Genomic DNA, 23,358 nt, shown 5'->3' on the forward strand with positions numbered 1-23,358 from the left:
AATTGGAGACCAAAATGCGTAAATGGAAAATAGCTTTGGGAACGGCCGTCGCCCTGGGAGCGATCTCGGTGGCAAGCGTCCACTTCCTCGACATGGGCAATCTCAGCCTCAATGCCGGCACGGCGGCAGCGACGGCAGCACCTGCGGCATTCGTCATGCCGGTGCCGGTGACGAGCGTGGTCAAGAAGACGATCCCGATCTACCTTGACTACGCCGCCCGCATCGAGGCGATCCGCAGCGTCACCTTGCAGGCCCGCGTGCCCGGCTATCTGCAGGAGCAGACGGCTAAGGACGGCGCGGATGTGCGCCAGGGTGATCTGCTCTACAAGATCTCGCCTGACGACTTCAAGGCGGCTCTCGACCAGGCCAAGGCCGAAGTGCAGCGCGACCAGGCGAGCCTCGACTATGCGCGCTCCAATCTCGGCCGCGGCTCCGAACTCGCCAAGAGCGGCTATCTGGCCAAGGATGGGTTCGACCAGCGTACGAGCACCTTGCGCCAGGCCGAAGCGTCGCTTGCCGTCAACCAGGCGGCGGTGCGCACGGCCGAGCTCAATTTGAGCTACGCCGAAATCCACGCTCCGTTTGCCGGCCGCGTCGGCCGCAACCAGGCTTCGGTCGGCACGCTGGTCAGCGTCGCCGGTACGGTGCTGAACACGCTGGTGCAGCTCGACCCGATCTACGTCACCTTCAATCCGAGCGAGACGGACCTGGCCGAAATCGAACGGGCCCGGGCCGCCGGCCCGATCGAGGTCGAGGTGCTGCTGCCCGGCGAGACCGAAGCCAGCCAGAAGGGCGAACTCACCTTCATCGACAACACGGTCGACCACTCGACCGGCACGATTACGGCGCGCGCCACCATCGGCAATGCGAAGTTCTCGCTGCTGCCGGGCCAGTATGTCCGCGTGCGGCTGCACATCAAGCAGCTGCCCGACGCGCTGATGGTGCCGCAGGTGGCGCTGGGTTCGAGCCAGCTCGGCAAATATGTCTATGTCGTCGGCAAGGGCAACACGGTCGACCAGCGCATCGTCTCGCTTGGCGCGACCAGCGGCGACCTTGTGGCGGTCCTCAGCGGCGTTGCCGAAGGCGACCAAGTGATAACGGGCAATCTGCAGAAGATCGGACCAGGAATGCCGATCTCGCCGTTGCCCCAGGAGAAACCGGCCAGCTGATAACCCCCATCAGCCCCGGTCCTGCGGCGCCTTCGGCTTCCACGCCGAGGGCGCCGTTTTTTTATGGAGCGCCGCACGCCGTTTTTGGAGTAACCGCAAGGCACAAGAATCCGGAACAGACATATTGTAGGATTGTCGACAATCTGCTTGTCTGTTTCCGGCTCTCACTGGAGTGACGGAATGGCCAAGCTGGACTTCAATCCGATCGCGGATACGACACGCCGAGCCGAGATCGTCGCGCTGTTGCGGCGGGCGATCCTGACCGGCCAGCTGGAACCCGGCCAAAAGCTCAACGAGCTGAGGATCGCCGAGCAGATGCGGGTCAGCCGTGCGCCGTTGCGCGAGGCGATGCGCGAGCTGGTGCAGGAAGGCATCCTGACCAGCATTCCCTATGCCGGCACCTTCGTCATCGATGTCACCGCCAAAGACATCGACGACGCCTATTCGCTGAACAAGGTGCTCGATGAATTCGCCATCGAGCGGACATGGAAGCTGCGCGACCAGCGCTTCTTCGACGAACTCGACCGCCGCCACGAGGCGGTGAAGCAGGCAACGCGCGCGCGCGACACCACCCGCCAGATCGAGACCGCGCTGCAATTGCACGGGCTGATCTATGAATGGGCCGACAATTCGGTGCTGCTGGAAACCTGGCAGCGGCTGACCAGTCGGCTGCAGATGTATTTTGCCCTGCACCAGCGGGCCCGCAACGAGCCGGTGCCGGCCGAAGATCTCCACGAGAGCTATGTGCGGCTCTTGAAGGGCGCCGACATGCGCGCTGCCCAGCGCCATGCGCGCGAGCATATCGACCTCGATTTCGAAGAGCTGCTTGCCTATGCGCGTGGCCTCGAGCAGCGGAACATCGAAGGGCTGACCCTCCTCAACACCTAGAGACAATGGACAGACAAGTGCAGATCAAATCCATCAAGGCCTATCGCGTCGTGCAGCCCTTCGTGGACGGGCCTTACCTCATGTCCAAGGGGCGTGTGGCCGACTGTTTCGACGCGGTGATCGTCGCCATCACCTCCGACAGCGGCGTAACCGGCTGGGGCGAGATGGCGCCGCTCGGCAATTTCTATTCGGCCGCCTTTCCGGCGGGAACGCGCGCGGGCGTGGTCGAGATCGCGCCGCACCTGATCGGCCAGGACCCGCGTGGCCTCGCCGGCATCGGCCGATTGATGGATACGGTGTTCAAGGGCCATCCCTATATCAAGTCGGCGCTCGACATGGCCTGCTGGGATCTGGCCGCCCGCGCCGCCGACGTGCCGCTGGTGACCATGCTTGGCGGCCGCGAGAGCGACATGGCGGAGACCTACCGCGTCGTCACCCACGGCACGCTCGACCAGATGGCGGCACTGGCCAAAAGGATCATCGCCGAAGGCTGCCGCCGGCTGCAGGTCAAGGTTGGCGGCAATGTGCATGAAGACATCGAGCGGGTGAGCGCAGTCGCTTCGGCCGTGCCGAAAGGCACGGTGATTTTCTGCGACGCCAATGCCGGCTGGACACCCTACCAGGCGCGGCAGTTCGCCGATGCAACGCGCGGCATCGACTACACGTTCGAGCAGCCCTGCACAACGATCGAGGAGAACATGTCGGTGCGCCGCATGCTCGACAAGCCGATGGTGCTGGACGAGAGCGTCATCTCGCTCGAGGCGATGCTGGAAATCCATCGCCTGGGCGCCGCCGACGGGCTGACGCTGAAGATCTCGCGGCTTGGCGGCGTAACCAGGACAAGGCAGATCCGCGACGTCGCCGTCGATCTCGGTTTCATGATCACCGTCGAGGATACGGGCGGCGCCGAGATCGACACGGCGGCGATGGCACATCTGTCGCTGTCGACGCCGGAAGAACGCCGGCTGCACGCCATCGCCTTCCATGAGTGGGTGACGGTGCGCACGGCCTCCAACGCGCCACCGGTCACCGGCAGCCACATGGGCATTCCCGACGGGCCCGGCCTCGGCGTCGATGTCGTGCCCGATCTGCTCGGCAAGCCTTTCCTTGAGATCGGCTGAGATCAAGCCCAGCATGAAGCTGTCACCCCACGAATCCTCCGTGGGAGATTTGGCCCTGCAGCCATTCTCCGATTTGCGGGTTGAAATATTTTTCAAATGGAAATAGGAATGTTCAAAATGATGATTTGACGCTGCGGCGCGTCATGCCTGGAGGAAGCGATATGGCCCATCCGCAATTTGCAGCGGAACTTCTGCAGCGCGCTGAAGCCCAAGGGCCTATCACCATCGGACTCGCCGGCGCCGGGCAGATGGGCACCGACATCGTCGTCCAGGTGGCGCTGATGCCGGGCATGCGGATCGGTGCCATTTCCGAGGTGCGCCCGCAAGCGGCGATCGATGCCGCACTGCTCGCCGGCCATGACCGCTCCGACATCGTCCAGGCTGCGAACGCCTCTGCCATCGACCGCGCCATCGAGGCCGGCAAGATCGCTGTCACCGAAGATCTGCATGCGCTGGCCGCGGCCGGCCGCATTGATGTCATCATCGACGCGACAGGCAATCCCAACATCGGCACGCTGTTTGCGCTCGAAGTGATGAAGAACGGCAAGCACATCGTCATGCTCAACGTCGAGGCGGACATTACGATCGGCCGCTTCCTCAAGGAGGAAGCGCGCAAGGCCGGCGTGGTCTACACCGGTGCGGCCGGCGACGAACCCGCCTGCACGCTGGAGATCATCGGCTTCGCCAAGAGCCTCGGCTTCAACATCATCGCCGCCGGCAAGGGCAAGAACAACCCGCTGAAGATCGACGCCATGCCCGCCGACTACGAGAAGGAAGCGGCCGAGCGCAATATGAATGCGCGCATGCTGGTCGAGTTCGTCGACGGTTCCAAGACGGCGATCGAGATGGTGGCGATTGCCAACGCCACCGGGCTGGTGCCCGACGTGCCGGGCATGCACGGCCCGACGGCGACGCTGGAGGAACTGGCCAGCGTGCTTTGCCCGCGCGAGGATGGCGGCGTGCTGCACCGCAAGGGCGTGGTCGACTATTCCATCGGCAAGGGCGTGGCGCCCGGCGTGTTCTGCATCATCGAAACGAGGCATCCGCGCGTGCTGGAGCGCATGGTCGACCTCAAGGTCGGCAAGGGCCCCTATTTCACGATCTACCGTCCCTATCACCTGACAAGCCTTGAAGTGCCACTGTCGGCGGCGCGCGCCGTGGTCTACAAACGCGCCGACATGGAGCCGCTCGACCACCCGGTGGCCGAAGCGGTGGCGGTGGCCAAGAGCGATCTCGGCGCGGGCCAATCGCTCGGCATGATCGGCGAGAACGACTATCGCGGCTTCGCCATGACCTGGGAGGACGCCCGCGCCAAGGGCGCGCTGCCGCTCGGGATCGCCGAACGCGCCAAGGTGGTCAAGCCGGTCAAGACAGGCGACTTCCTTACCTATGAAAATTGTGTACCCGACGATTCGATGGTGATAACGCAGATCCGCCGCCGTCTAGACCAGTCGGATGGACAGTTTGTGACCAACGCCGCCTGAACCTTCGGGATCTCCCTGTGATGGACGATGTCGTTATCGGGATCGATGCCTCGACGACGGCGGTGAAGGCGATCGCCTTCACCGGCGACGGCGCGGAGCTGTTCCAGGCGCGCGAGGCCTATCCGCTGGCCAATCCTAAGCCCGGCCATTTCGAGCAGGATGCCGAACATTGGTGGGCAGCCCTTATCAGTGCGCTGAAGCAGGTTGCCGACAAGGTCGGCGCCGCGCGCGTGGCGGCAATTGCCATAGCCCATCAGCGCGAGACCTTCACCCTGATCGATCAGGCCGGCACGCCGCTCATCCCGGCGATCCTGTGGCTTGACGAGCGCGCCCGGCCTCAAGTCGCCAAGCTGTCGGCCGAGCTTGGCCGCGAGACGATCCGCGATTGGAGCGGCAAGCCGCCGGATCCGACGCCGGCGCTCTATGCCATAGCCTGGCTGGCGGAACACCAGCCGCAGGTGCTGGCCAACGCCGCCGCCCTGGTCGATGTTCATGGCTTCTTCGTTCACCGGCTGACCGCACGGCTGGTAACCAGCACGGCAAGTGCCGACCCGCTCGGCTTGCTCGATGTTGCGACAGGCGAATGGCACCCTGAGCTTGTCGCGGCTGCAGGGCTGCAGCCACGGCAGTTGCCGGCGCTGATCGGCCCAGGCGAAATCTGCGGCGGCCTTGCCGAAAGCATTGCCCAGCTGACTGGCCTCAAAGCGGGCACGCCAATTGTCGCCGGCGCCGGCGATGGCCAGGCCATGGGTCTCGGCATGGGCGTCTATGGTGCCGGCAAGAGCTATCTCTCGCTCGGCTCCGGCGTCGTCAGCGGCTGCTATTCCGGCACGGTCACCACATCGGACGCGTTTCGCACGCTGGTCTCGCCGACCGGCTCCGGCTTCATGCTGGAAACCGTGCTGCGCTCGGGCATGCAACTGGTCGACTGGATCGTGCGCACCACCGGCGCGTCTTCCGCGGCAGAACTGGAGAAGGGTGCGGTCGATGTTGCGGCCGGCGGCGACGGTCTTTTGGTCATGCCCTATTGGGCCGGCGTCATGAGCCCCTATTGGGATGGCGCGGCGCGCGGCGCCGTTGTTGGCCTGTCGCTCGACCATGAGCCCAGGCATCTCTTCCGCGCCACGCTGGAAGGCATCGCTTTGGAGCAGGCCATCGCCAGCGAGGCGATGGAGGCCGAAAGCGGCGGCAAGCCGGGAGAGATGATTGCCGCCGGCGGCGGCACCAATTCGGCGCTGCTGATGAAGATCATGGCCAGCGTGCTGGAGCGGCCGCTGTTCGTGTCGCCGGTCAACGAGGCGGCGGCCCTTGGCGCGGCGATGCTGGCGGCTTCGGCGATCGGCTGGTTCGCCTCGGCGGAAGACGCCGCCAAGGCAATGGCGGCGGCGCCGGCCAGGCGTGTCGATCCGGATATGACGCTGGTGCCGGCTTACCGGGCGCGCAAGTCGATCTACCGCGACCTCTATCACGCGACACGCGACATCCACGCGCGACTCGGTGCGATCTGAGTTCAAGCGCAGCTTGCCTGCGTGAGGCTCCCATGCCCAACCTGCCCAGCTTGGGATTTTGCGTCCTGCCCGGCCAATGCTAGACTCATCGGGCTCATGAAAGCAGTATTTCATCTTGCCGCCCTGCCCTGGATTGTCGCGCTTGCGGCAGCTCCAATGACGGCGCGTGCGCAGGACGAGCCGCCCTTTGAGGTCACGCTCGACATGGACAATGACGGCCGGATGGATCGGGCCGCGATCGCGGCGGATTCCGACACCGGGCTGGCGGATCTCTCGATCTATCTGGCTGCCGGCGAAGGAAAGCTCGATCCTTCGCGCAAGCCTGATTTTGTCAAAAAGGCGCTGACGCAGGACCGTATTCTCGGGTTCGAAAGCAAGGGCAAGGGATCGCTTGTCGTCACCTCGTGCTTCGGCTGCGGCGCCAACAAATCATGGGATGCGACGCTGACCATCGTCTGGCGCGGCGGTAAATTCCTTGTCGCCGGCTACAGTCGCGACTGGGACTGGAATGTGCAGAAAGCCGACGGCTCGGTCGAGACGACGCTGGGCGGCTGCGACATCAATTTTCTCACCGGCAAAGGCACCGCTTCAAAGGACCTGGACGACGGCAAACCGGTCGCGGGAAAATTCGTGCCGATCGCACTGGCCGACTGGTCGGACGACAGTCGTCCGGAGCCCTGCGAATTCTGACCGAGGCCGACAGCGCTCAACGGTTGAGTAGGCCTTTGGCCGCATCCTCATCGGTAATGAGCACCGAAATCCTGGTGTTGGCGAGCGCCGCACGCATGACGGCGACCTTCTCCTGACCGCCTGACACCAGGATGATGCTCGGAATATCGGACAGATCCTGCAGCGGATAGGCGCAGACGCGGCGGTTGACCTCATGGTCGACAGGGTGGCCCTCGGCGTCGATGAAATGGCACAAGAGGTCGCCGACCGCGCCGGCCGCCTGCAATTCCTCGAGTTCGCTCGGTTTGATGAAGCCGTAATTGGCGATCGGGCTGTCCTTGGAAAACGAGCCGACGCTGAGCACGGCGATGTTGGCGCGGCGCGCGCGGAAGACGACATCCTGAACGCTGCGCTGGCTCATGAAGGCATCGCGCTGTTCCGGCTTGTCGGCATAGACCGGCACCGGCAGCAGGAAACATTCAGCGCCGATCTTTTCGGCGAACTCCCAGGCGCTTTCGGTCGGGTTGAGCGGCTGCGCGTGGGTAAGGCCGCCGAGCATCGAGACGACCGTCGTCCTGGCAATCGGCCGCCTCGGCAATTCGTTGATGGCGAATTTCAGCGTCCGGCCCCAGCCCAGCGCAATGACGTCGCCGGCATTGACGTTGTCGGCGAGATAGGCGGCAGCCGCGTGGCCGATCATCAGCGGCGCGTTGCTGCGGTCGGCGGCCGACGGCACCACGACCGCCTGGCTTAGCCCAAAGCGCTGCTTCAGGCTCTCCTCGAGCTGCACGCATTCGACGACACTGTCGCGAATGCGGAACTGCACGATGCCCTCCTCTCGCGCAGCGGAGAGAATGCGGTGCACCTTGATGCGGCCGACGCCGAGGATCTCGGAAATGCGCTCTTGCGTCAGACCTTCGACATAGTAATGCCAGGCGGCCCGGGCCTTGAGCTCGGCATCGGGGAAGCGCGAGGCCTTCTCGTTTTCGACGGTCGCCATCTTTTGCCCTCCCGCGGCAGATTTCGGAAATCTTTCCGCAAGCGCCGCCCCCTGGCCTTCCCTAGGACAAACCGCCCTGTGGCGCAAACCACCGCCGAATGGCGCAACGGCTCTTGACAATTTTCTAATGAACAGTTTAGCTGAACAAAATTGCATATCAAAGATAAATTGTTCACAGGGAGGTGCCTGGTGAACAAGAGCGGACGGCAGGCCATCGTCGTTTCGCTGACGGAGGAGACGAAGTGGCCGTGAGTAATGATGCAAGCGAGTCGAAGGCTGGCGAGTTGAAAGCCGCGCCCGGCACTCAAGGTGCGACGGCCGCGAAGCTTTCGGCGCTGTTTGCCGGAACCATGGGGCCGCTGATCGGGCTGCTGCTGCTTTGCCTGGCGCTGACGCTGACCACCGACACGTTCCTCACCGTGCGCAACATCCTCAACGTACTTGACCAGATCACGGTGCTCGGCATCATGGCAATCGGGATGACGCTGGTGATCCTGATCGGCGGCATCGATCTCTCGGTCGGCTCGGTGCTGGCGCTGGCCGCCATGGTGATGGGCTTTGTCTCCCACCCCGACTATCTCAATCTCGGCCTTGCGGCCGGCGTCGTCGCAGCACTGGTCGTCGCCGGCCTTTGCGGACTGGTGTCCGGCCTGCTGGTGACCGTCACCCGGCTGCCGCCGTTCATCGCGACGCTGGCGATGATGTCGGTGGCGCGCGGTCTTGCCAATATGATCACCGACGGTTCGCAGATTGTCGGCTTTCCCGACTGGTTCACCAGCCTGTCGATCATCCGCCATTTCGGCTTCCTGTCGGTCACAGTCGGGGTGATGATGGTGCTGGCGATCGTCTTCGCCATCTTCCTCAACTACCGCGCCACCGGCCGCAGCCTTTACGCCATCGGCGGCAGCGCCGAGGTGGCGCGGCTCTCCGGCATTCCGGTGAAGTCACTGACCAACTGGGTCTACGCCATCTGCGCCGTACTTGCGGGTCTTGCCGGCATCGTGCTCGCCGCGCGGCTGGATTCGGTGCAGCCGAGTTCCGGCCTCGGCTATGAGCTCGACACCATCGCGGCGGTGGTGATCGGCGGCGCCAGCCTGTCGGGCGGCATCGGCTCGATCGGCGGCACCGCGGTCGGCGTACTCATCATCGGCGTGCTGCGCAACGGGCTCAATCTGCTCGGCGTCTCGCCCTTCATCCAGCAGGTGGTGATCGGCGTGGTGATCGCGCTGGCGGTCGCCAGCGATACCTGGCGGCGCAGGGCGCGATAGAGAACGGGGCACAATTGAGAATTCGCCCGGAGCGTCCGGGCGATAGACGGATCGGTCGATCCGAAACTGGGATGTTCCAAGGGGCGCGATGCGCTGGCGGGACAGTTTGACTATCAACGGAGGAAAAACATGCTGACCAAACGTTCACTGCTGCTCGCCGCTGCCGCCATCATTCCTATGCTCGGGCTGACCGACATGGCCTCGGCCAAGGAGGCCAAGAAACTCGGCCTCGCCGTGGCCAATTTGCAGGCCGACTTCTTCAACCAGATCAAGCAGTCGGTCGAAGCCTACGGCAAGGAGAAGGGCATCGAGATCGTCACCGTCGACGCCAAGGGCGATTCAGCGACCCAGGTCAGCCAGGTGCAGGATCTGATCACGCAGAACATCGACGCGCTGATCTACATTCCGGCCGGCGCCACAGCCGCCACCGTGCCGACCAAGACCGCCAAGGCTGCCGGCATCCCGGTCGTCAATGTCGACCGCAACGCCGACGGCGCGCCCGGCGACACCTTCATCGCCACCAACAGTGTCGCCTCGGCGCAGGCGGTGTGCGACTACATCGCCAAGCAGGCCGGCGGCAAAGGCGAACTGATCATCATCCACGGCCAGAAGGGCACCACGCCGGAAGTGGATCGCTCGAAGGGCTGCGGCGAAGCGCTCAAGGCCTATCCCGATATCAAGGTGGTCGGCGAATTGTGGAGCGAAGGCTGGCACCAGGACGAAGGCTTCAAGCTGACGCAGGACCTTTTGCAGTCGCATCCCGATGTCTCCATCGTCATCGGCCAGGCCGATGCGCTGGCGCTGGGTGCGGCACAGGCGGTCAAGGTCGCCAATCCCGGCCACAAGGTCTGGGTTGCCGGCTTCGATGGCGACGTGGCCGCGCTCAAGGCGCTGAAGGACGGCGTGTTCGACGTCACCGCGACGCAGCAGACGCAAGGCATGGGCCGGCTCGCCGTCGATGCGGCGATCAAGCTGGTGGCGGGCGAGAGCGTTCCGGCCGAACAGCTGCAGGATGCGACGCTGACCACCAAGGACAATGTCGAGCAGTTCATCGCCAAGCATCCGTAACGACCGGCACCGCTTAAGAGAGCGCCACGATGTCTCCTGATCCTCGCCACAGCGAAAGCCCGCACAACGGGCTCTTCGTCAACGGCCTTTGCAAGAGCTACGGACCGGTCCAGGTCCTGGCCGATGCAAGCTTTGAGGTGCGGCCGGGCGAGGTTGTGGCGCTGCTCGGCGAAAACGGCGCCGGCAAGTCGACGGTGTCCAATATCATCGCCGGCTCGACCCGGCCCGACGCGGGCACCATCATCTGGCGGGGGAAACCTTATTCCCCCGCCTCGCCTGCCGCGGCAATCGATGCCGGTGTGGGCATGATCCATCAGGAACTGAAGCTGCTGCCGGATCTGTCGGTGGCGGAAAACGTCTATGTCGGGCGCCTGCCGATGCGCGGCGGCCGCATCGACCGCGCAGCAATGAACGCCAATGCCTCGGCGCAGTTGAAGCGGCTTGGCCTCGACGTCTCGCCCGAGCGCAAGGTGGGCACGCTGCGCATCGCCGCCCAGCAGCAGGTCGAGATCGCCAAGGCGCTGACGCTGAATGCCGAATTGCTGATCTTCGACGAACCGACCGCAGCGCTTGGCGGCGAGGAAACGGAGCTTTTGTTCCAGCAGATCCGCAAGCTCAAGGCGGAAGGCATGTCCTTCATCTATATCAGCCATCGTCTCGACGAGATCGCGCAGATTGCCGACCGCGTGGTGGTGATGCGCGACGGACGCATCGTCGCCCGCCACGAGCGCGCCGATATTCCCGTGCGCACAGTGGTGGAGCAGATGGTCGGCCGCTCGGTCGAGCGGATGTTCCCGCATCTGTCGCCACCGCGCGAGGAGACGCTGCTCGAGGTCGACAACCTGTCCTCGCCGGAGAAGAGCTTCAACAACGTTTCCTTCTCGGTCAAAGCAGGCGAGATCCTCGGCATTGCCGGGTTGATCGGCGCCGGCCGCACCGAACTGGTGCGGGCGATCGCCGGCGCCGATCCGATCTCGTCGGGCTCGGTGCGCGTTGCCGGCAAACCGGTGCATCTCAGCGGGCCAGCGGCAGCCATCAAGGCCGGCGTCGTGCTGGTGCCGGAAGACCGAAAGGCGCAAGGCGTCGTTCTCGACCAGACCATCGGCGAGAATTTGGCGTTCGGCAATTTCGACCATGTCGCGCCGAAAGGCTGGGTGTTTCCGAAAGCGGTGCAGAAATTCGCCGAAGCCGGCATCGCAAGGCTCGGGGTCAAGGGCAAACCTGGCCAGGCGGTCAGCAAGCTTTCCGGCGGCAACCAGCAGAAGGTGATCATCGCCAAATGGGTGTCGCGACCGCCGAAGGTGTTCATCCTCGATGAGCCGACGCGCGGCATCGATGTCGGTGCGCGTGCGGCGATCTACGACGTGATCGCCGACCTCGCCCGCTCCGGCATGGCGGTGGTGGTGGTCAGCTCCGACCTCGAGGAGGTGCTGGGCCTGTCACACCGGGTGCTGGTGCTGAGCCGCGGCCGCCAGCGCGGCATTCTCGACCGCAGCGAGGCGAGCAATGTCGCGGTGATGGAACTCGCCACGAGCTGAGGACAGGAGTCGGAACAAAGCGCAGCAGGTGGTATCCTCCCAAGGACCGGACCGCGCGGGGCGCCAGCAAAGACTGGCGCCCCTTCACTTCAGGAGGGGGAACAACATGAAACTATTCGATCTCAGCGGCGACGTAGCGCTGGTAACAGGCGCCGGCAGCGGCATTGGCCAGGCCATTGCCATCGGACTCGCCGAAGCCGGCGCCGACATAGCCTGTTTCGGCCATGCCTCGAAAGGCGGGCTGGATGAGACCGCGCACAGGATCGCCGCGCTTGGCCGCAAGGCGGTGGTGCTGACCGGGACGGTGACGTCGGAGGCCGACCTGGCGACCGCAGTCGAGCGCACGGAAAAGGAGCTCGGCGCGCTGACCATCGCCGTCAACAATGCCGGCATTGCAGGAGCCGAGGCCGCCGAGACGCTGTCGCTGGAGAAGTGGCAGAAAATCTACGACGTCAATGTCAGCGGCGTGTTCCTGTCCTGCCAGGCCGAAGCGCGCGCCATGCTGACGCGGCGCAAGGGCTCGATCATCAACATCGCCTCGATGTCGGGCTCGATCGTCAATCGCGGCCTGACCCAGGCGCATTACAATTCGTCGAAGGCGGCGGTCATCCACATGTCGAAAAGCCTCGCAATGGAATGGGCCGATCGCGGCCTGCGCGTCAATGTGGTGAGCCCAGGCTACACGCTGACGCCGATGAACAAGCGGCCGGAGGTCGCCGAACAGATCAAGATCTTCGAACGCGACACGCCCATGGGGCGCATGGCGACGCCGGAAGAAATGGTCGGCCCGACCGTGTTCCTGGCCAGCCGCGCCGCGAGTTACGTCACCGGCATCGACCTGATCGTCGATGGCGGCTTTGTCTGCTGGTAGGAGAAGAAAAGTGCAGAAGCGTTTTGAAGGCAAGACTGCGGTCATCACCGGCGCGAGCGGCGGCATCGGCGCGGCGATGGCGAAGCGCTTCGCCGAGGAAGGTGCCGCGATCGTGGTCAGCGCCATCGATACCCGCGTCGAGGACGTCGCCGCCGGCCTTAAAGCGGGGGGCGCCAAGGTCGCGTCGATGCGCATGGACGTGACCAAGAAGGATGAGGTTACAGCGCTTTACGATCTCGCCGAGAAGGAATTCGGCCGTGTCGACATTTCGGTGCAGAATGCCGGCGTCATCACCATCGCCCGGATCGAGGCGATGACCGAGGCCGAGTGGGACAAGGTGATGGCCGTCAACACCAAGGGCGTGTTCCTGTGCTGCCAGGAAGCGATCGCGCGCATTCGCAAGCATGGCGATGGCGGCCGGCTGATCAACACGGCATCGGGCCAGGCGCGGCAGGGTTTCATCTACACGCCGCACTATGCGGCGTCGAAGTTCGGCGTCGTCGGCATTACCCAGAGCCTGGCCAAGGAAGTGGCCAAGGAAAAGATCACCGTCAACGCCATCTGCCCCGGCATCATCGACACGGACATGTGGGCCTATAATGACGCCGCCTGGGGCAAGCTGATGGGTGACTACAAGCCCGGCGAGCTGATGGCCGAATGGGTGAAGAACATCCCGATGGGGCGCGCCGGCAGCGGCGAGGACGTGTCCGGCCTGGTCAGCTTTCTCGCCAGCGACGACGCCACCTACATCACCGGCCAAACCATCAATGTCGATGGCGGCCTGATCATGTCGTGAACGTCAGCTCTGGCGGTTGGCAATCGACCAGTCTGAAATTCCGCAGTGCACAGGGCATCAGCCGTTGCGCCGCATGAACGTTGGTATATATAATTTCATCTCATGAAACGGCCTTGGCGGGGATGGGGCTCGCCGGCCGAGACCATGGGACCTTGATGGCTCGCACGTCTGAGAGCGCCGCTGGAGCGGCGATCGATCTGTTGACGATTGCTCACGCAGCAATCCATCCGATGCCATGACGCGGGCCCGCCCGGCATCACATAAACACCAAGTCGAGCAACCATTTCGCCTGCGCAAGTTGCGGCCGCGGCAATGGCATGGTGCGAACGAACTTGCGCAACGACCCGCCTTTCCAACACAATCAAGAAAAGACGCAAGAAGGGAACGGTCAAGAAATTTCCACATGGTTTGACAGGAGAACAAGCATGTCATTTCGCAGTGTGATTTCGAACCTATCAATGGGAGCCCTTGCACTTGCCGCCGCAAGTGCGCTTACATCACCGGTCCACGCAGCAGCACCCGAATCCAACGACCCGATCAAGATCGCGCTCTTCGACTGGACCAGCGTCAACCTCAACGCCAAGATCCTTGGCGGTATCCTCGAAAAGCTCGGCTATACCGTCGAATATCCGACAGCCGACTACCTCTCCAGCCTGACCACCGGCCTCACCAATGGCGACCTCGATGTCGGCCTGGAGTTCTGGGACACGACGGCCGGCGAAGCGATGAAGGCTTCAGACGCCACCGGCCAGACCGAGCGGCTCGGCAAGCTCGGGCCGAAGGCCAAGGAGGAATGGTGGTTTCCCGAATATATGAAGGAGAAATGCCCCGGCCTGCCCAATTGGGAAGCGCTGAAGGACCCGAAATGCGCCGAGGCGTTCTCGACAGCGGAGACGGCGCCGAAGGGCCGCTATCTCGGCGGCCCGGTAACCTGGGAAGGCTTTGACGACGAGCGCGTCGAGGCGCTGAAGCTGCCCTTCACCGTCATCCATGCCGGCACCGACGCGGCGATGTTCGCCGAGTTGGACTCGGCCTATCAGCGCAAGGCGCCGATCATGCTGTGGATCTATTCGCCGCATTGGGCGCCGGCCAAGTACAAGGGCGAGTGGGTCGAATTCCCGGAGTATACGCCCGAGTGCTACACCGACCCGAAATGGGGCACCAACCCGGATGCCAAATATGATTGCGGCAAGCCGCATGGCGAAATCTGGAAATACTCCTGGTCCGGCATGAAGGACAAATGGCCGGTCGCCTACAAGGTGGCCAAGGCGTACACGATCGACACCGATGAGCTCAACAAGATGAGCGGCGAGATCGACCTCGGCGGCAAGACGCCCGAAGATGTCGCCGCCGCCTGGATCGCCGCCCACGAAGCCGACTGGAAAGCCTGGGCGCAGTGATGGCTCCGACTGAAGGCCGGACCCGGCCGTAACGGCCGGGTCCATATCTTCATTTTCCAGAAGGGCCATTGGATGACGGAAGCGACTGAACCGCAGGCGGCTGGCACGCCCAAAGATGTGCGGCCGATAAAGCTTGCCTGCCGCAATGTCTGGAAACTGTTCGGATCGAACGCGGCCAGCTTCATCCGCGAGCGTGACGGCAAGGCCAGCATGGCCGACATCGCCGCGGCCGGACTGGTCGGCGCGGTGCGCGCCGTCGATCTCGAAATACGCCAGGGCGAGATTTTCATCATCATGGGGCTATCCGGCTCCGGCAAGTCGACGCTGGTGCGCTGCATGTCGCGGCTGGTCGAGCCGACCCACGGCAAGGTCGAATTCGAAGGCAACGACCTGCTCAAGATTTCCGATGCGGCGCTGATCGAACTGCGGCGTCATCGCATGGGTATGGTGTTCCAGAATTTTGCGCTGCTGCCGCATCTTAACGTGCTCGACAACATTGCCTTTCCCCTGAGCATCCAGGGCCAGGACCGACCGACGCGCGAAACGAGAGCGCGGGAGGTGATCGATCTCGTGGGCTTACGCGGCCGCGAGCATTTCTATCCGCGCGAACTCTCCGGCGGCCAGCAGCAGCGCGTCGGCATTGCCCGCAGCCTCGCGACCAAGCCGGAGATCTGGTTCCTCGACGAGCCGTTCTCGGCGCTCGACCCGCTGATCCGCCGCGAGATGCAGGACGAACTGATGCGGCTGCAGACCATGCTGCACAAGACCATCGTTTTCATCACCCATGATTTCGACGAGGCGATCAGGCTGGCCGACCGCATCGCCATCATGAAGGACGGCGAGGTCATCCAGATCGGCACACCGGAACAGCTGGTGGTCAATCCGGCGACCGACTATGTCGCCGAATTCACCCGGGATGTCGACCGCGCCAAGGTGATTTCGGCGCGCAGCCTGATGCGTGCCCTGGATGGCTCCGAGCATGGCGGCACGGTTTCGCCCGACGCCAGGATCGCCAGCTTCTCGGCCAGCATCGTCGCTTCGGGAAAACCGTTCGCGGTGGTCAACGGCAGCGGCAAGTCGATCGGCGAGGTGACGCCGCAAGCCGTGATCGGACTGCTGGCCGGCATCGACAAGCAAAGAGCCGGCGCATGACGGTGACTGCAAGCGCCAGCCAAACGAGGCCACCGGTTCAGCGCTGGCTGCTGATCTGGGCGCTGGCGCTGGCCGCCGTGCTGGTGGTATTCCTGCTGCAGGAGAGGCTGCCATGGGCGGTCGACTATCCGGCCGATGCGGTCGTTCCCGTCGCCGACTGGGTCAGTGCGCTGATGCGCTGGATCAAGTCGAACTTGTCCTGGCTGACCCGCTCGATCACCGCGGTGCTCGGCGTTCCCCTCGATTTCGCGCTCGACCTGCTGGCCAAGAATTTCAAGATTGGTCACGGTGCCGATGCCTATGTCCTGCCGCGCCTGTCCTGGATCGGCGTCTGCGTAGCCGCCTTCATCGCCGGGCACGCCGTGGGCGGTAGAAAACTCGGCATGCTGGTCGGCGGCTGCTTCCTCTACACCGCGCTGTTCGGCCAGTGGACCAGCGCCATGCTGACACTGGCACTGATTTCCATCGCGGTGCCGTTCTGCATCGTCACCGGCCTGTTCGCCGGCATCTGGGCGTGGCGCAAGCCATGGGCCGAGCGGCTGATCATCTCCCCTGCCCTCGATTTGATGCAGACCATCCCGACCTTCGCCTATCTCATCCCGATGCTGCTCCTGTTCGGCAACAGCCCGGTCTCGGCGATGATCGCCACCGCCATCTTCGCCACGCCGCCCATGGTGCGGGCAACGATGCTGGGTCTGTCGCGGGTGCCCTCCGAGATCGACGATTTCTCAGAGATGGCCGGCTGCACGGCGCGGCAGAAATTGTGGCGCGTGCAGCTGCCGTCGGCGCGGCCGACACTGATGATCGGCGTCAACCAGGTGATCATGCTGGCGCTGAACATGGTGATCATCGCCTCGATGATCGGCGCCGGCGGCCTCGGCTATGATGTGCTGCTGGCGCTGCGTGCGCTGAAGGTCGGCGAAGCGATGGAAGCCGGGCTCGCCATTGTGGCGCTCGCAATCGCGCTCGACCGGCTGAGCCAGGCGATCGCGCATAAGCAGGCAAAAGGCCACGTTCAACGGCAGGCGAACCAGAGCGTTTGGCGGCGCTATCCCAATCTGTCGCTGGCCATCGCCATCCTGGTCGTGACGACGCTGCTCGGCCTGTTCGTACCGGCCTTCGCAGCGGTGCCGAAGGAGATCACCTTCACCACCGCGCCACTGTGGAAGGCGGCGGTGAGCTGGGTGACGATCAACTTCTTCGACGTGATCGAAGCGTTTCGCGTGGCGCTCATCCTCAATGTACTGAACCCGCTGCGCGCCTTCTGCGAAGGCTTTCCGTGGCTCGGCGCGGTGGCCCTGCTCGGCCTCGCCGGCTATCAGCTCAGTGGCCTGCGTTTGGCCGCCCTTGTCGCGGCGCTGACCGCCTTCTGCGCCGTCACCGGCCTTTGGGAAAAGACTATGGCCACAGTCTATCTCTGCGGCATCTCGGCCTTCATCGCCTGCCTGATCGGCATTCCGATCGGTCTCGCGGCCGCCCGCAGCGACCGCTTCGAAAAGATCGTCACGCCCATCATCGACACGCTGCAGGTGCTGCCGTCCTTCTGCTTCATCATTCCCGTGGTGATGCTGTTCCGGGTCGGCGACGTCACCGCCATGATCGCAACGGTCGCGTTCGCCGTGGTGCCAGCGATCCGCTACACCAATCACGGCATCCGGCAAGTGCCGCCGGCGCTGATCGAGGCGGCGAAGGTTTCCGGCTGCACGCCGCGCCAGACCTTCTTTCGCGTGCAATTGCCGCTGGCGCTTCCCGAAATCATGCTGGGCGTCAACCAGACGATCCTGATGGCGCTGGCGATGATCATCATCTGCGCCATGGTCGGCACACGCGACCTCGGCCAGGAAGTCTTCATCGCGCTGTCCAAGGCCGATTCCGGACGCGGCATTGTCGCGGGTCTCGCCATCGCTTTCATCGGCATCGTCGCAGACCGGCTGTTCAATGCCTGGACGGCGAAGGCGCGGGCAAGACTAGGATAATTGTTGAATGTCCAATCCCGGCGAACCGCCTTTTGCCGTACTCGTCTTCGACATGGCCAAGACCGGCGAGCCGGACGGGGAGCACGTAGTTTCGGGGTTTGAGACGCTGGAGGCGGCGACGTCCTACGCCATTGCGCGGGTTCGCGCCTCGGTGGAGGAGTTGCGCAAGCCCGGCATCGCCACTGCTGAGCTTCGCCAGCTCTGGCACCTCTATGGCGAAGACTGTTCGGTGCTGAACGCCGGAGGGCGCGGCAGCGATCTACTCGACGATTTCATTGCGACGCCGTCGATGCCGGCCGAATGCAACTGGCAAGTTCTCGCGCCAAGGCTGCGCCGCTTCCGCGCCTCGCTGCTGATCTCCAACGGCAACAACGAATCCGTCTGGGCGGGCGGCTTCTTTCGCTCGACCTACAGGCTGACGCGAGACGGCCTCCTCGAGCGCTTTGGCGACGACGCCATTGCCGCCTTCAAGGCCAAGGGGATCGAGCCGGCGGAGCCGACGAAGCTCATGGTCGCCAATTACTTCGAGCTTCCCGACCCGCCCTACCCGCCGCCAGGCGTGACGCTGCGATCCTGGAAGGTCGAGGTCGGTTTTGTCTGCCATGACGTGAAGTTCGGCGGCGACGCCGCCGGAATCTTCGCCTGGCCGCAAGAGCCCACCGACTGGGCGCTCAGAACCATGCAGTTCCTGCTGATGGCCGACATGATGGCCATGCGCGGCGATGGCCCCGACTGGGCCAACGACTGCGAGATACTAACCGCCAAGGTGACCGAGACGGAGGCGCCTCCCGACTATCCGCTGGATTGAAGTGATGATCATCACCTGCCCCGTGGCCGGCACACGCGATCTCGGCCAGGAAGTGTTGGTCGCACTGTCCAAAGTCGCGGCATTGTCGCGGGCTGGCAACAACCTGCCATCGACATCATCGCGGTCGGTCTTCGACCCCTGAGCCGCGAAAGCTCAAGCACGGCTCGGATAGAACGGTTTCGCCTCTTCTGGAGTTCGCCTCTTCTGGAAATGGCAGGCCGCGCTCCAGCTCTTGACTTTGACGCATTTTCGCGCGGAAAGCTGCTTCATCCTCGACCAGCCTGAGCTTGCTGCCGAATGCCCGATCAGCGCGAACCGCCTTTTACTGTCGTCGTCTTCGACATGACCAAGACCGGCGAGCATGTGGTTTCGGGGTTTGAGACGTTGGATGCGGCTACGTCCTACGCGATTGCTCGGGTTCGCGCCTCGGTGGAAGAGCTGCGCAAGCCTGGCATCGCAGCAGCCGAGCTCCGGCGGCACTGGCATATCCATGGTGAGGATTGCACGGTGCTGAACGCCAATGTGCGCGGCAGCGATCTGCTTGACGATTTCATCGCGACGCCGGGGACACCGGCCGAATGCGACTGGCGGGCGCTGGCGCCACGACTGCGCCGTTTCTACGCCGCTGTGAACGTCTTCAACAACGATGGCAAATCTATCCGGGTCAGCGGCTTTTTCCGCGCGACCTACCGGTTATGGCACGCTGGCCTGCTCGCACGATTTGGCGACGACGCCATCGCCTCCTTCAAAGCCAAAGGCATCACGCCGGCAGTGCCGACGAGAGTCTCGGTCGACCATCACTTCGAGCAGCCCGATCCGCCGCGCCCGCCGCTCAGCGATATCAGGCCGTTGCTGTCGTGGAAGGTCGAGATCGATTTCGGATGCACCGATGTGAGGTTCGGCGCCAAAACCGACGGCGTCTTCGCCTGGCCCGAGGAGCCGACCGGCCGGGCACTCAACGACATGACACATCTGCTGATGGCTGACAGACTGTCCATGTACGGCACCGGCCCGGAGGGCGCCTATTATAGCGAATTGGTGTGGGTCAAGGTGACGGAGACCGATGCGGCTCCCGACTACCCTCTGAATTGAAACTGGGCCGGTGCCGGCGCATTGTTTTGCATCACGCCGACCTATTCCGCCGCCACGCCCTTCACCTGGAGATAGCTTTCCATCGAGTCGTCCAGCGCCTGCAGCCAGGGCGTATGGTGCAATGGCGCCATGGTGCCGGTCATCAGCGAGCGGTAGGCGTGGTCGCGGAAGCTCATAATGTCTTCCGCCTTGTGGTGCTCCCACTCCATGAAGGTCTGGTTGACCGCCTCGACGTCGAAGCCGGGATAGTCGGTCTGGTCCATCAGTTCCTTGGTGTAGTCGCCCTGGAACCAGATCATCTGCTCGGCGTCTTCCAGCGTCTCTTCGCGTGCCCGCCACTTGGCGCCGTGCTCGGCCATCGCCTGTACCGACGGCAGCTTGATACGGCCCATGATGACGTCGCGGGCGAACCAGGCCTGGGCGTCGAACATGTTGAAAGTGTAGAACTGGTCCTGCATGCCGATATAGGACAGTTTCGGGTTCTTCTCCCACACGACGCCCTCATAGAGCCCGTCCGGCCACATGCGATTGGCGGTCTTCAGTTTCAGCTCTTCCGTGAGGAACGGGAAGGAATGCAGGTAGCCGGTGCACAGGATGATGGCGTCGACGTCCTTGGTGGTGCCATCCTTGAAGTGCGCCGTCTTGCCGACGACCTTCTGCAGCAGCGGTACTTCCTTCCAGTTCTCCGGCCATTTGAACCCCATCGGTTTGGAGCGGTAGCTGGAAGTGATCGATCTGGCGCCGTATTTGTAGCACTGCGAGCCGATGTCCTCGGCAGAATAGGAGCGGCCGATGATCAGTATGTCCTTGCCCTTGAACTCCATGGCATCGCGGAAATCATGGCTGTGCAGGATACGGCCGTTGAACGTCGAAAAGCCTTCGAAATAGGGAACGTTGGGAACCGAGAAATGCCCTGAGGCAACGACGACATTGTCGAACTCCTCGGAGTAGGTGACGTCGTTCGTGCGGTCATGCGCGGTGACGGTGAATTTTCTCGTCTCGTCCGAGAAGGTGACCATGCGCACCGGGCTGTTGAAGCGCACCCATTTGCGCAGGCCTGATTTCTCGACGCGACCCTTGATGTAATCCCACAAAACGGCGCGCGGCGGGTAGGATCCGATCGGGCGGCCGAAATGCTCCTCGAACGTATAGTCGGCGAATTCCAGGCATTCCTTCGGTCCGTTCGACCAGAGGTAGCGGTACATCGAGCCGTGGACGGGGTCGCCATGCTCGTCGAGGCCGGTGCGCCAGGTGTAGTTCCACAGGCCGCCCCAGTCCGACTGCTTTTCGAAGCAGACGATTTCGGGGATCTCGGCGCCCTTGTCGGCAGCCGACTTGAAGGCCCTGAGCTGGGCCAGACCGGATGGCCCCGCTCCAATGACGGCAACGCGCGTTTTCATGGCAGGCCTCCCGGTGTCATTCGATTTTTGGAATTGCTCTTACGAAACAAATTTCACTCACAGGACAGTAATTGCCTCTTGGATGCTGTCAACAGGCCTTGTGGAGAAACCGCGTTTCGCCCCAGCGGATTTCCGGAAAAACGGATGACGGCGTAAATCCTGTTCGGACACCATTCGACTTAAGGGGCTTGCTGCGCGGTTGCGTTTCTGTATCGGCACCGAATATGTTCACCTGGAGTGAAATAATCATGGGGATTCGGAGGCGAGATGGCGAAGACAAGTTCCGATTCCAAGACTGCTTCGACAAGGGCAAAGCCACCGGCAAAGGCCTCCGTGGACGGAAAAACCATCCGCGCGCCGCTGACGCAGAATCCGCACGCCATTCGCGACACGCGCGAAAAAGTGCTGGAGGTGGCGATCGGGCGCGAGGTGCGCGCCTTCCGCAAGAAGCTCGGCATCACCGTCGCCGATCTCGCCGTCGCCACCGATATTTCGCTGGGCATGCTGTCGAAGATCGAGAACGGCATCACCTCGCCGTCGCTGACCACACTGCAGGCGCTGTCGAGGGCGCTCGGCGTTCCCGTCACCGCCTTCTTCCGCCGATTCGAGGAAGAGCGCAGCGCCGTCTTCGTCAAGGCCGGCGAAGGGCTAGATGTCGAACGCCGCGGCACCCGCGCCGGCCATCAATACAATCTGCTCGGCCATATCGGCTCCAACACCAGCGGCGTCGTCGTCGAGCCCTATCTGATTACGCTGACCGAGGATTCGGATGTGTTCCCGACCTTCCAGCATGAGGGCATGGAATTCCTCTATATGCTGGAGGGCGAGGTGGTGTACCGGCACGGCAGCAACCTCTATCCGATGAAGCCGGGCGACAGCCTGTTCTTCGACGCCGACGCGCCGCACGGGCCGGAGCAACTGACGAAACTTCCGATGCGGTATCTGTCGATTATTTGCTATCCGCAGAGCGCGGGGTAGTCGGACCGCCGCAGCCCGCTCACCCGGATTGCCCCGAGGGGAGAGGAGTCTGGCGTCAGCGCTGGCGATCTCTTCTCCGCTCGGGGAGAAGGTGGCCGCGCAGCGGCCGGATGAGGGGGCCTTTAGTCCGGCCCGAACCCCGGTGACGTCGCACTGCCATCATCCAGCTTCGACAGCCATTCCACCAATGTCGGCCGATACCGCGTCAGGCCCTTGTAGGTGGCCAGCTCTTCCGGCAAATCCCGGATCACCCGGTGCAGTCGCCTTGCCCATTTCGGCTGTGTCACCAGTTCGTCCATCTTGATCAGATAGCAGCGGATCGGGAAGACGATGCCGTTCGAGCGCGGCAGGCGCCAGAAGCTTTGCAGTTCGACGCGCAGATGCACCTTGTCGCCGACATTTTCGGGCGTCACCGTCGCGCGGTCCGGGCCCCATTTGTGGTAATTCTCCGGACTGGTGTCGAGGCGCGGGTTGATGGTCATCGTCCAGTTGAGACGCCGCGCCGGCTTGCCCTGCTGGATGTTGGTGAGGAACTTCAGCGCCCTGACGAAAATCCCCTTCTCATGCGCCAGCGGCACCGGCGCGTGCCATTCGAAGAAATTCATGCCGATGTCGAAATCGAGCGACCAGTCGGCCTGAGTGGTGACCATGCCGGCGTCCATCCAAAGATTGCCGTCGCGCTGATCGAGAATGCAGAAATCACCCTGGCTCTGGCGGGTGATGTACTCCATCGGCCCGTAAGGCAGTGTCGAGGTGTCGCCGAAGGTGAAGGTGTCGTCGATGCCGAGCGGCCGGTTGATCCAGCGCCAGCGGTCGCCGTCGCGGGTTAGGGTGAAATGCTCGGGATAGCCAAGTGCCTGTTGCTCCATCAAAAGTTCGAGCAGGTCCCAGCCGGCCAGCGTCATATGCGGCAGCGACTGGCAGCGCAGCGGATCGTCGGCCAGCACCAGTGCACGGTCCTGCATCTCGGCGACATAGTGCTCGTCGACGTCGATCAGGTTTTCCAGAACGCTGCCCTTGGGGCCAACCACATGCGGCTCGATGTTGACCGCATACATGTAGGCGTCTTCGTGGAACGGGAACGGAAACCGCCTGATGTGTTCCGGGCTGTTCCTGAAGGTGAAATCGTCGCGAAACGTTTCCTTGCGAAAGGTGATGCCCAAGCTGGCCTC

General features: G+C 63.4%; 21 protein-coding genes. 18 read left to right on the forward strand and 3 right to left on the reverse strand.

Annotated elements, in window-relative coordinates; all coding sequences use genetic code 11:
- Positions 1-14: 14 nt before the first annotated feature.
- The 6 genes from NKI46_RS17115 to NKI46_RS17140 all read left to right on the forward strand — a co-directional run bounded on the left by NKI46_RS17115 (position 15) and on the right by NKI46_RS17140 (position 6,860).
- A complete protein-coding gene (locus NKI46_RS17115; RefSeq protein WP_023692135.1) occupies positions 15-1,169 on the forward strand; it encodes an efflux RND transporter periplasmic adaptor subunit in 1,155 nt (384 codons plus the stop codon).
- A gap of 180 nt (positions 1,170-1,349) precedes the next feature.
- Positions 1,350-2,057, forward strand: coding sequence for a GntR family transcriptional regulator (locus NKI46_RS17120; RefSeq protein ID WP_023738444.1), 708 nt, complete (start codon positions 1,350-1,352; stop codon positions 2,055-2,057).
- 17 nt (positions 2,058-2,074) lie between these two features.
- Positions 2,075-3,178, forward strand: a complete 1,104-nt coding sequence (locus tag NKI46_RS17125; RefSeq protein ID WP_023738443.1) for a mandelate racemase/muconate lactonizing enzyme family protein — start codon at positions 2,075-2,077, stop codon at positions 3,176-3,178.
- Positions 3,179-3,339: 161 nt separating this feature from the next.
- Positions 3,340-4,662 carry an NAD(P)H-dependent oxidoreductase gene (locus NKI46_RS17130; protein ID WP_023668524.1) on the forward strand — a complete coding sequence of 441 codons (1,323 nt, stop codon included), beginning with the start codon at positions 3,340-3,342 and terminating at the stop codon, positions 4,660-4,662.
- A 20-nt stretch (positions 4,663-4,682) separates the two neighbouring features.
- Positions 4,683-6,170 (forward strand): xylulokinase, encoded by a 1,488-nt coding sequence (locus NKI46_RS17135; RefSeq protein WP_023696611.1) that lies wholly within the window; start codon positions 4,683-4,685, stop codon positions 6,168-6,170.
- A gap of 96 nt (positions 6,171-6,266) precedes the next feature.
- Complete coding sequence (locus NKI46_RS17140) at positions 6,267-6,860, forward strand: hypothetical protein (RefSeq protein WP_156929750.1); 594 nt, start codon at positions 6,267-6,269, stop codon at positions 6,858-6,860.
- A 16-nt stretch (positions 6,861-6,876) separates the two neighbouring features.
- Here the strand turns inward: NKI46_RS17140 and NKI46_RS17145 are convergent, their stop codons facing one another.
- Positions 6,877-7,839, reverse strand: a complete 963-nt coding sequence (locus NKI46_RS17145) for a sugar-binding transcriptional regulator (RefSeq protein WP_023668527.1) — start codon at positions 7,837-7,839, stop codon at positions 6,877-6,879.
- A gap of 284 nt (positions 7,840-8,123) precedes the next feature.
- Here NKI46_RS17145 and NKI46_RS17150 point away from each other — a divergent pair, with 284 nt between their 5' ends.
- The 11 genes from NKI46_RS17150 to NKI46_RS17200 all read left to right on the forward strand — a co-directional run bounded on the left by NKI46_RS17150 (position 8,124) and on the right by NKI46_RS17200 (position 19,808).
- Positions 8,124-9,107 (forward strand): ABC transporter permease, encoded by a 984-nt coding sequence (locus NKI46_RS17150; protein WP_050587411.1) that lies wholly within the window; start codon positions 8,124-8,126, stop codon positions 9,105-9,107.
- 129 nt (positions 9,108-9,236) lie between these two features.
- Complete coding sequence (locus tag NKI46_RS17155) at positions 9,237-10,175, forward strand: sugar ABC transporter substrate-binding protein (protein WP_023668529.1); 939 nt, start codon at positions 9,237-9,239, stop codon at positions 10,173-10,175.
- A 29-nt stretch (positions 10,176-10,204) separates the two neighbouring features.
- Positions 10,205-11,713, forward strand: coding sequence for a sugar ABC transporter ATP-binding protein (locus tag NKI46_RS17160; protein WP_023687072.1), 1,509 nt, complete (start codon positions 10,205-10,207; stop codon positions 11,711-11,713).
- 106 nt (positions 11,714-11,819) lie between these two features.
- Entirely contained in the window at positions 11,820-12,584 is a 765-nt protein-coding gene (locus NKI46_RS17165) for an SDR family oxidoreductase (RefSeq protein ID WP_023684416.1), read from the forward strand.
- Positions 12,562-13,380, forward strand: a complete 819-nt coding sequence (locus NKI46_RS17170) for an SDR family oxidoreductase (protein ID WP_050593112.1) — start codon at positions 12,562-12,564, stop codon at positions 13,378-13,380. The genes NKI46_RS17165 and NKI46_RS17170 overlap by 23 nt, the downstream gene beginning before the upstream one ends.
- A gap of 425 nt (positions 13,381-13,805) precedes the next feature.
- Entirely contained in the window at positions 13,806-14,780 is a 975-nt protein-coding gene (locus tag NKI46_RS17175) for an ABC transporter substrate-binding protein (protein ID WP_023709181.1), read from the forward strand.
- A gap of 72 nt (positions 14,781-14,852) precedes the next feature.
- Positions 14,853-15,932: a quaternary amine ABC transporter ATP-binding protein gene (locus NKI46_RS17180; RefSeq protein ID WP_352655981.1), complete on the forward strand. Its 1,080-nt coding sequence runs from the start codon at positions 14,853-14,855 to the stop codon at positions 15,930-15,932.
- Entirely contained in the window at positions 15,929-17,908 is a 1,980-nt protein-coding gene (locus tag NKI46_RS17185; RefSeq protein WP_023735615.1) for an ABC transporter permease, read from the forward strand. The genes NKI46_RS17180 and NKI46_RS17185 overlap by 4 nt, the downstream gene beginning before the upstream one ends.
- A 7-nt stretch (positions 17,909-17,915) precedes the next feature.
- On the forward strand, positions 17,916-18,716 hold the full coding sequence (locus NKI46_RS17190; protein ID WP_023738438.1) for a hypothetical protein: 801 nt from the start codon (positions 17,916-17,918) through the stop codon (positions 18,714-18,716).
- Positions 18,717-18,720: 4 nt separating this feature from the next.
- Positions 18,721-18,858: a hypothetical protein gene (locus tag NKI46_RS17195; protein WP_023726364.1), complete on the forward strand. Its 138-nt coding sequence runs from the start codon at positions 18,721-18,723 to the stop codon at positions 18,856-18,858.
- A 155-nt stretch (positions 18,859-19,013) separates the two neighbouring features.
- Positions 19,014-19,808: a hypothetical protein gene (locus NKI46_RS17200; RefSeq protein ID WP_352747101.1), complete on the forward strand. Its 795-nt coding sequence runs from the start codon at positions 19,014-19,016 to the stop codon at positions 19,806-19,808.
- Positions 19,809-19,849: 41 nt separating this feature from the next.
- On the opposite strand, the gene NKI46_RS17205 is transcribed toward NKI46_RS17200, so the two are convergent.
- On the reverse strand, positions 19,850-21,208 hold the full coding sequence (locus NKI46_RS17205) for a trimethylamine monooxygenase (RefSeq protein WP_023668538.1): 1,359 nt from the start codon (positions 21,206-21,208) through the stop codon (positions 19,850-19,852).
- Between the two features lie 267 nt (positions 21,209-21,475).
- Between NKI46_RS17205 and NKI46_RS17210 the strand changes: the two genes are divergently transcribed.
- Complete coding sequence (locus tag NKI46_RS17210) at positions 21,476-22,186, forward strand: helix-turn-helix domain-containing protein (RefSeq protein ID WP_023687066.1); 711 nt, start codon at positions 21,476-21,478, stop codon at positions 22,184-22,186.
- 122 nt (positions 22,187-22,308) lie between these two features.
- Here NKI46_RS17210 and NKI46_RS17215 read toward each other — a convergent pair whose 3' ends face one another.
- Positions 22,309-23,349 carry a heme-dependent oxidative N-demethylase family protein gene (locus tag NKI46_RS17215; RefSeq protein ID WP_023687065.1) on the reverse strand — a complete coding sequence of 347 codons (1,041 nt, stop codon included), beginning with the start codon at positions 23,347-23,349 and terminating at the stop codon, positions 22,309-22,311.
- Positions 23,350-23,358 lie beyond the last annotated feature (9 nt).

It is taken from the genome of Mesorhizobium sp. M0615 (assembly GCF_040320805.1).
GTDB lineage: Bacteria > Pseudomonadota > Alphaproteobacteria > Rhizobiales > Rhizobiaceae > Mesorhizobium.

Excerpts from the sequence above, each read along its gene's own strand:
- NKI46_RS17155 (WP_023668529.1), top strand. The coding sequence starts at position 9,237 with ATGCTGACCAAACGTTCACTGCTGCTCGCCGCTGCCGCCATCATTCCT.
- NKI46_RS17190 (WP_023738438.1), top strand. The coding sequence starts at position 17,916 with ATGTCCAATCCCGGCGAACCGCCTTTTGCCGTACTCGTCTTCGACATG.
- NKI46_RS17165 (WP_023684416.1), top strand. The coding sequence starts at position 11,820 with ATGAAACTATTCGATCTCAGCGGCGACGTAGCGCTGGTAACAGGCGCC.
- NKI46_RS17185 (WP_023735615.1), top strand. The coding sequence starts at position 15,929 with ATGACGGTGACTGCAAGCGCCAGCCAAACGAGGCCACCGGTTCAGCGC.
- NKI46_RS17175 (WP_023709181.1), top strand. The coding sequence starts at position 13,806 with ATGTCATTTCGCAGTGTGATTTCGAACCTATCAATGGGAGCCCTTGCA.
- NKI46_RS17180 (WP_352655981.1), top strand. The coding sequence starts at position 14,853 with ATGACGGAAGCGACTGAACCGCAGGCGGCTGGCACGCCCAAAGATGTG.
- NKI46_RS17145 (WP_023668527.1), bottom strand. The coding sequence starts at position 7,839 with ATGGCGACCGTCGAAAACGAGAAGGCCTCGCGCTTCCCCGATGCCGAG.
- NKI46_RS17140 (WP_156929750.1), top strand. The coding sequence starts at position 6,267 with ATGAAAGCAGTATTTCATCTTGCCGCCCTGCCCTGGATTGTCGCGCTT.
- NKI46_RS17130 (WP_023668524.1), top strand. The coding sequence starts at position 3,340 with ATGGCCCATCCGCAATTTGCAGCGGAACTTCTGCAGCGCGCTGAAGCC.
- NKI46_RS17135 (WP_023696611.1), top strand. The coding sequence starts at position 4,683 with ATGGACGATGTCGTTATCGGGATCGATGCCTCGACGACGGCGGTGAAG.
- NKI46_RS17120 (WP_023738444.1), top strand. The coding sequence starts at position 1,350 with ATGGCCAAGCTGGACTTCAATCCGATCGCGGATACGACACGCCGAGCC.
- NKI46_RS17195 (WP_023726364.1), top strand. The coding sequence starts at position 18,721 with ATGATCATCACCTGCCCCGTGGCCGGCACACGCGATCTCGGCCAGGAA.
- NKI46_RS17115 (WP_023692135.1), top strand. The coding sequence starts at position 15 with ATGCGTAAATGGAAAATAGCTTTGGGAACGGCCGTCGCCCTGGGAGCG.
- NKI46_RS17205 (WP_023668538.1), bottom strand. The coding sequence starts at position 21,208 with ATGAAAACGCGCGTTGCCGTCATTGGAGCGGGGCCATCCGGTCTGGCC.
- NKI46_RS17170 (WP_050593112.1), top strand. The coding sequence starts at position 12,562 with ATGGCGGCTTTGTCTGCTGGTAGGAGAAGAAAAGTGCAGAAGCGTTTT.
- NKI46_RS17210 (WP_023687066.1), top strand. The coding sequence starts at position 21,476 with ATGGCGAAGACAAGTTCCGATTCCAAGACTGCTTCGACAAGGGCAAAG.
- NKI46_RS17160 (WP_023687072.1), top strand. The coding sequence starts at position 10,205 with ATGTCTCCTGATCCTCGCCACAGCGAAAGCCCGCACAACGGGCTCTTC.
- NKI46_RS17200 (WP_352747101.1), top strand. The coding sequence starts at position 19,014 with ATGCCCGATCAGCGCGAACCGCCTTTTACTGTCGTCGTCTTCGACATG.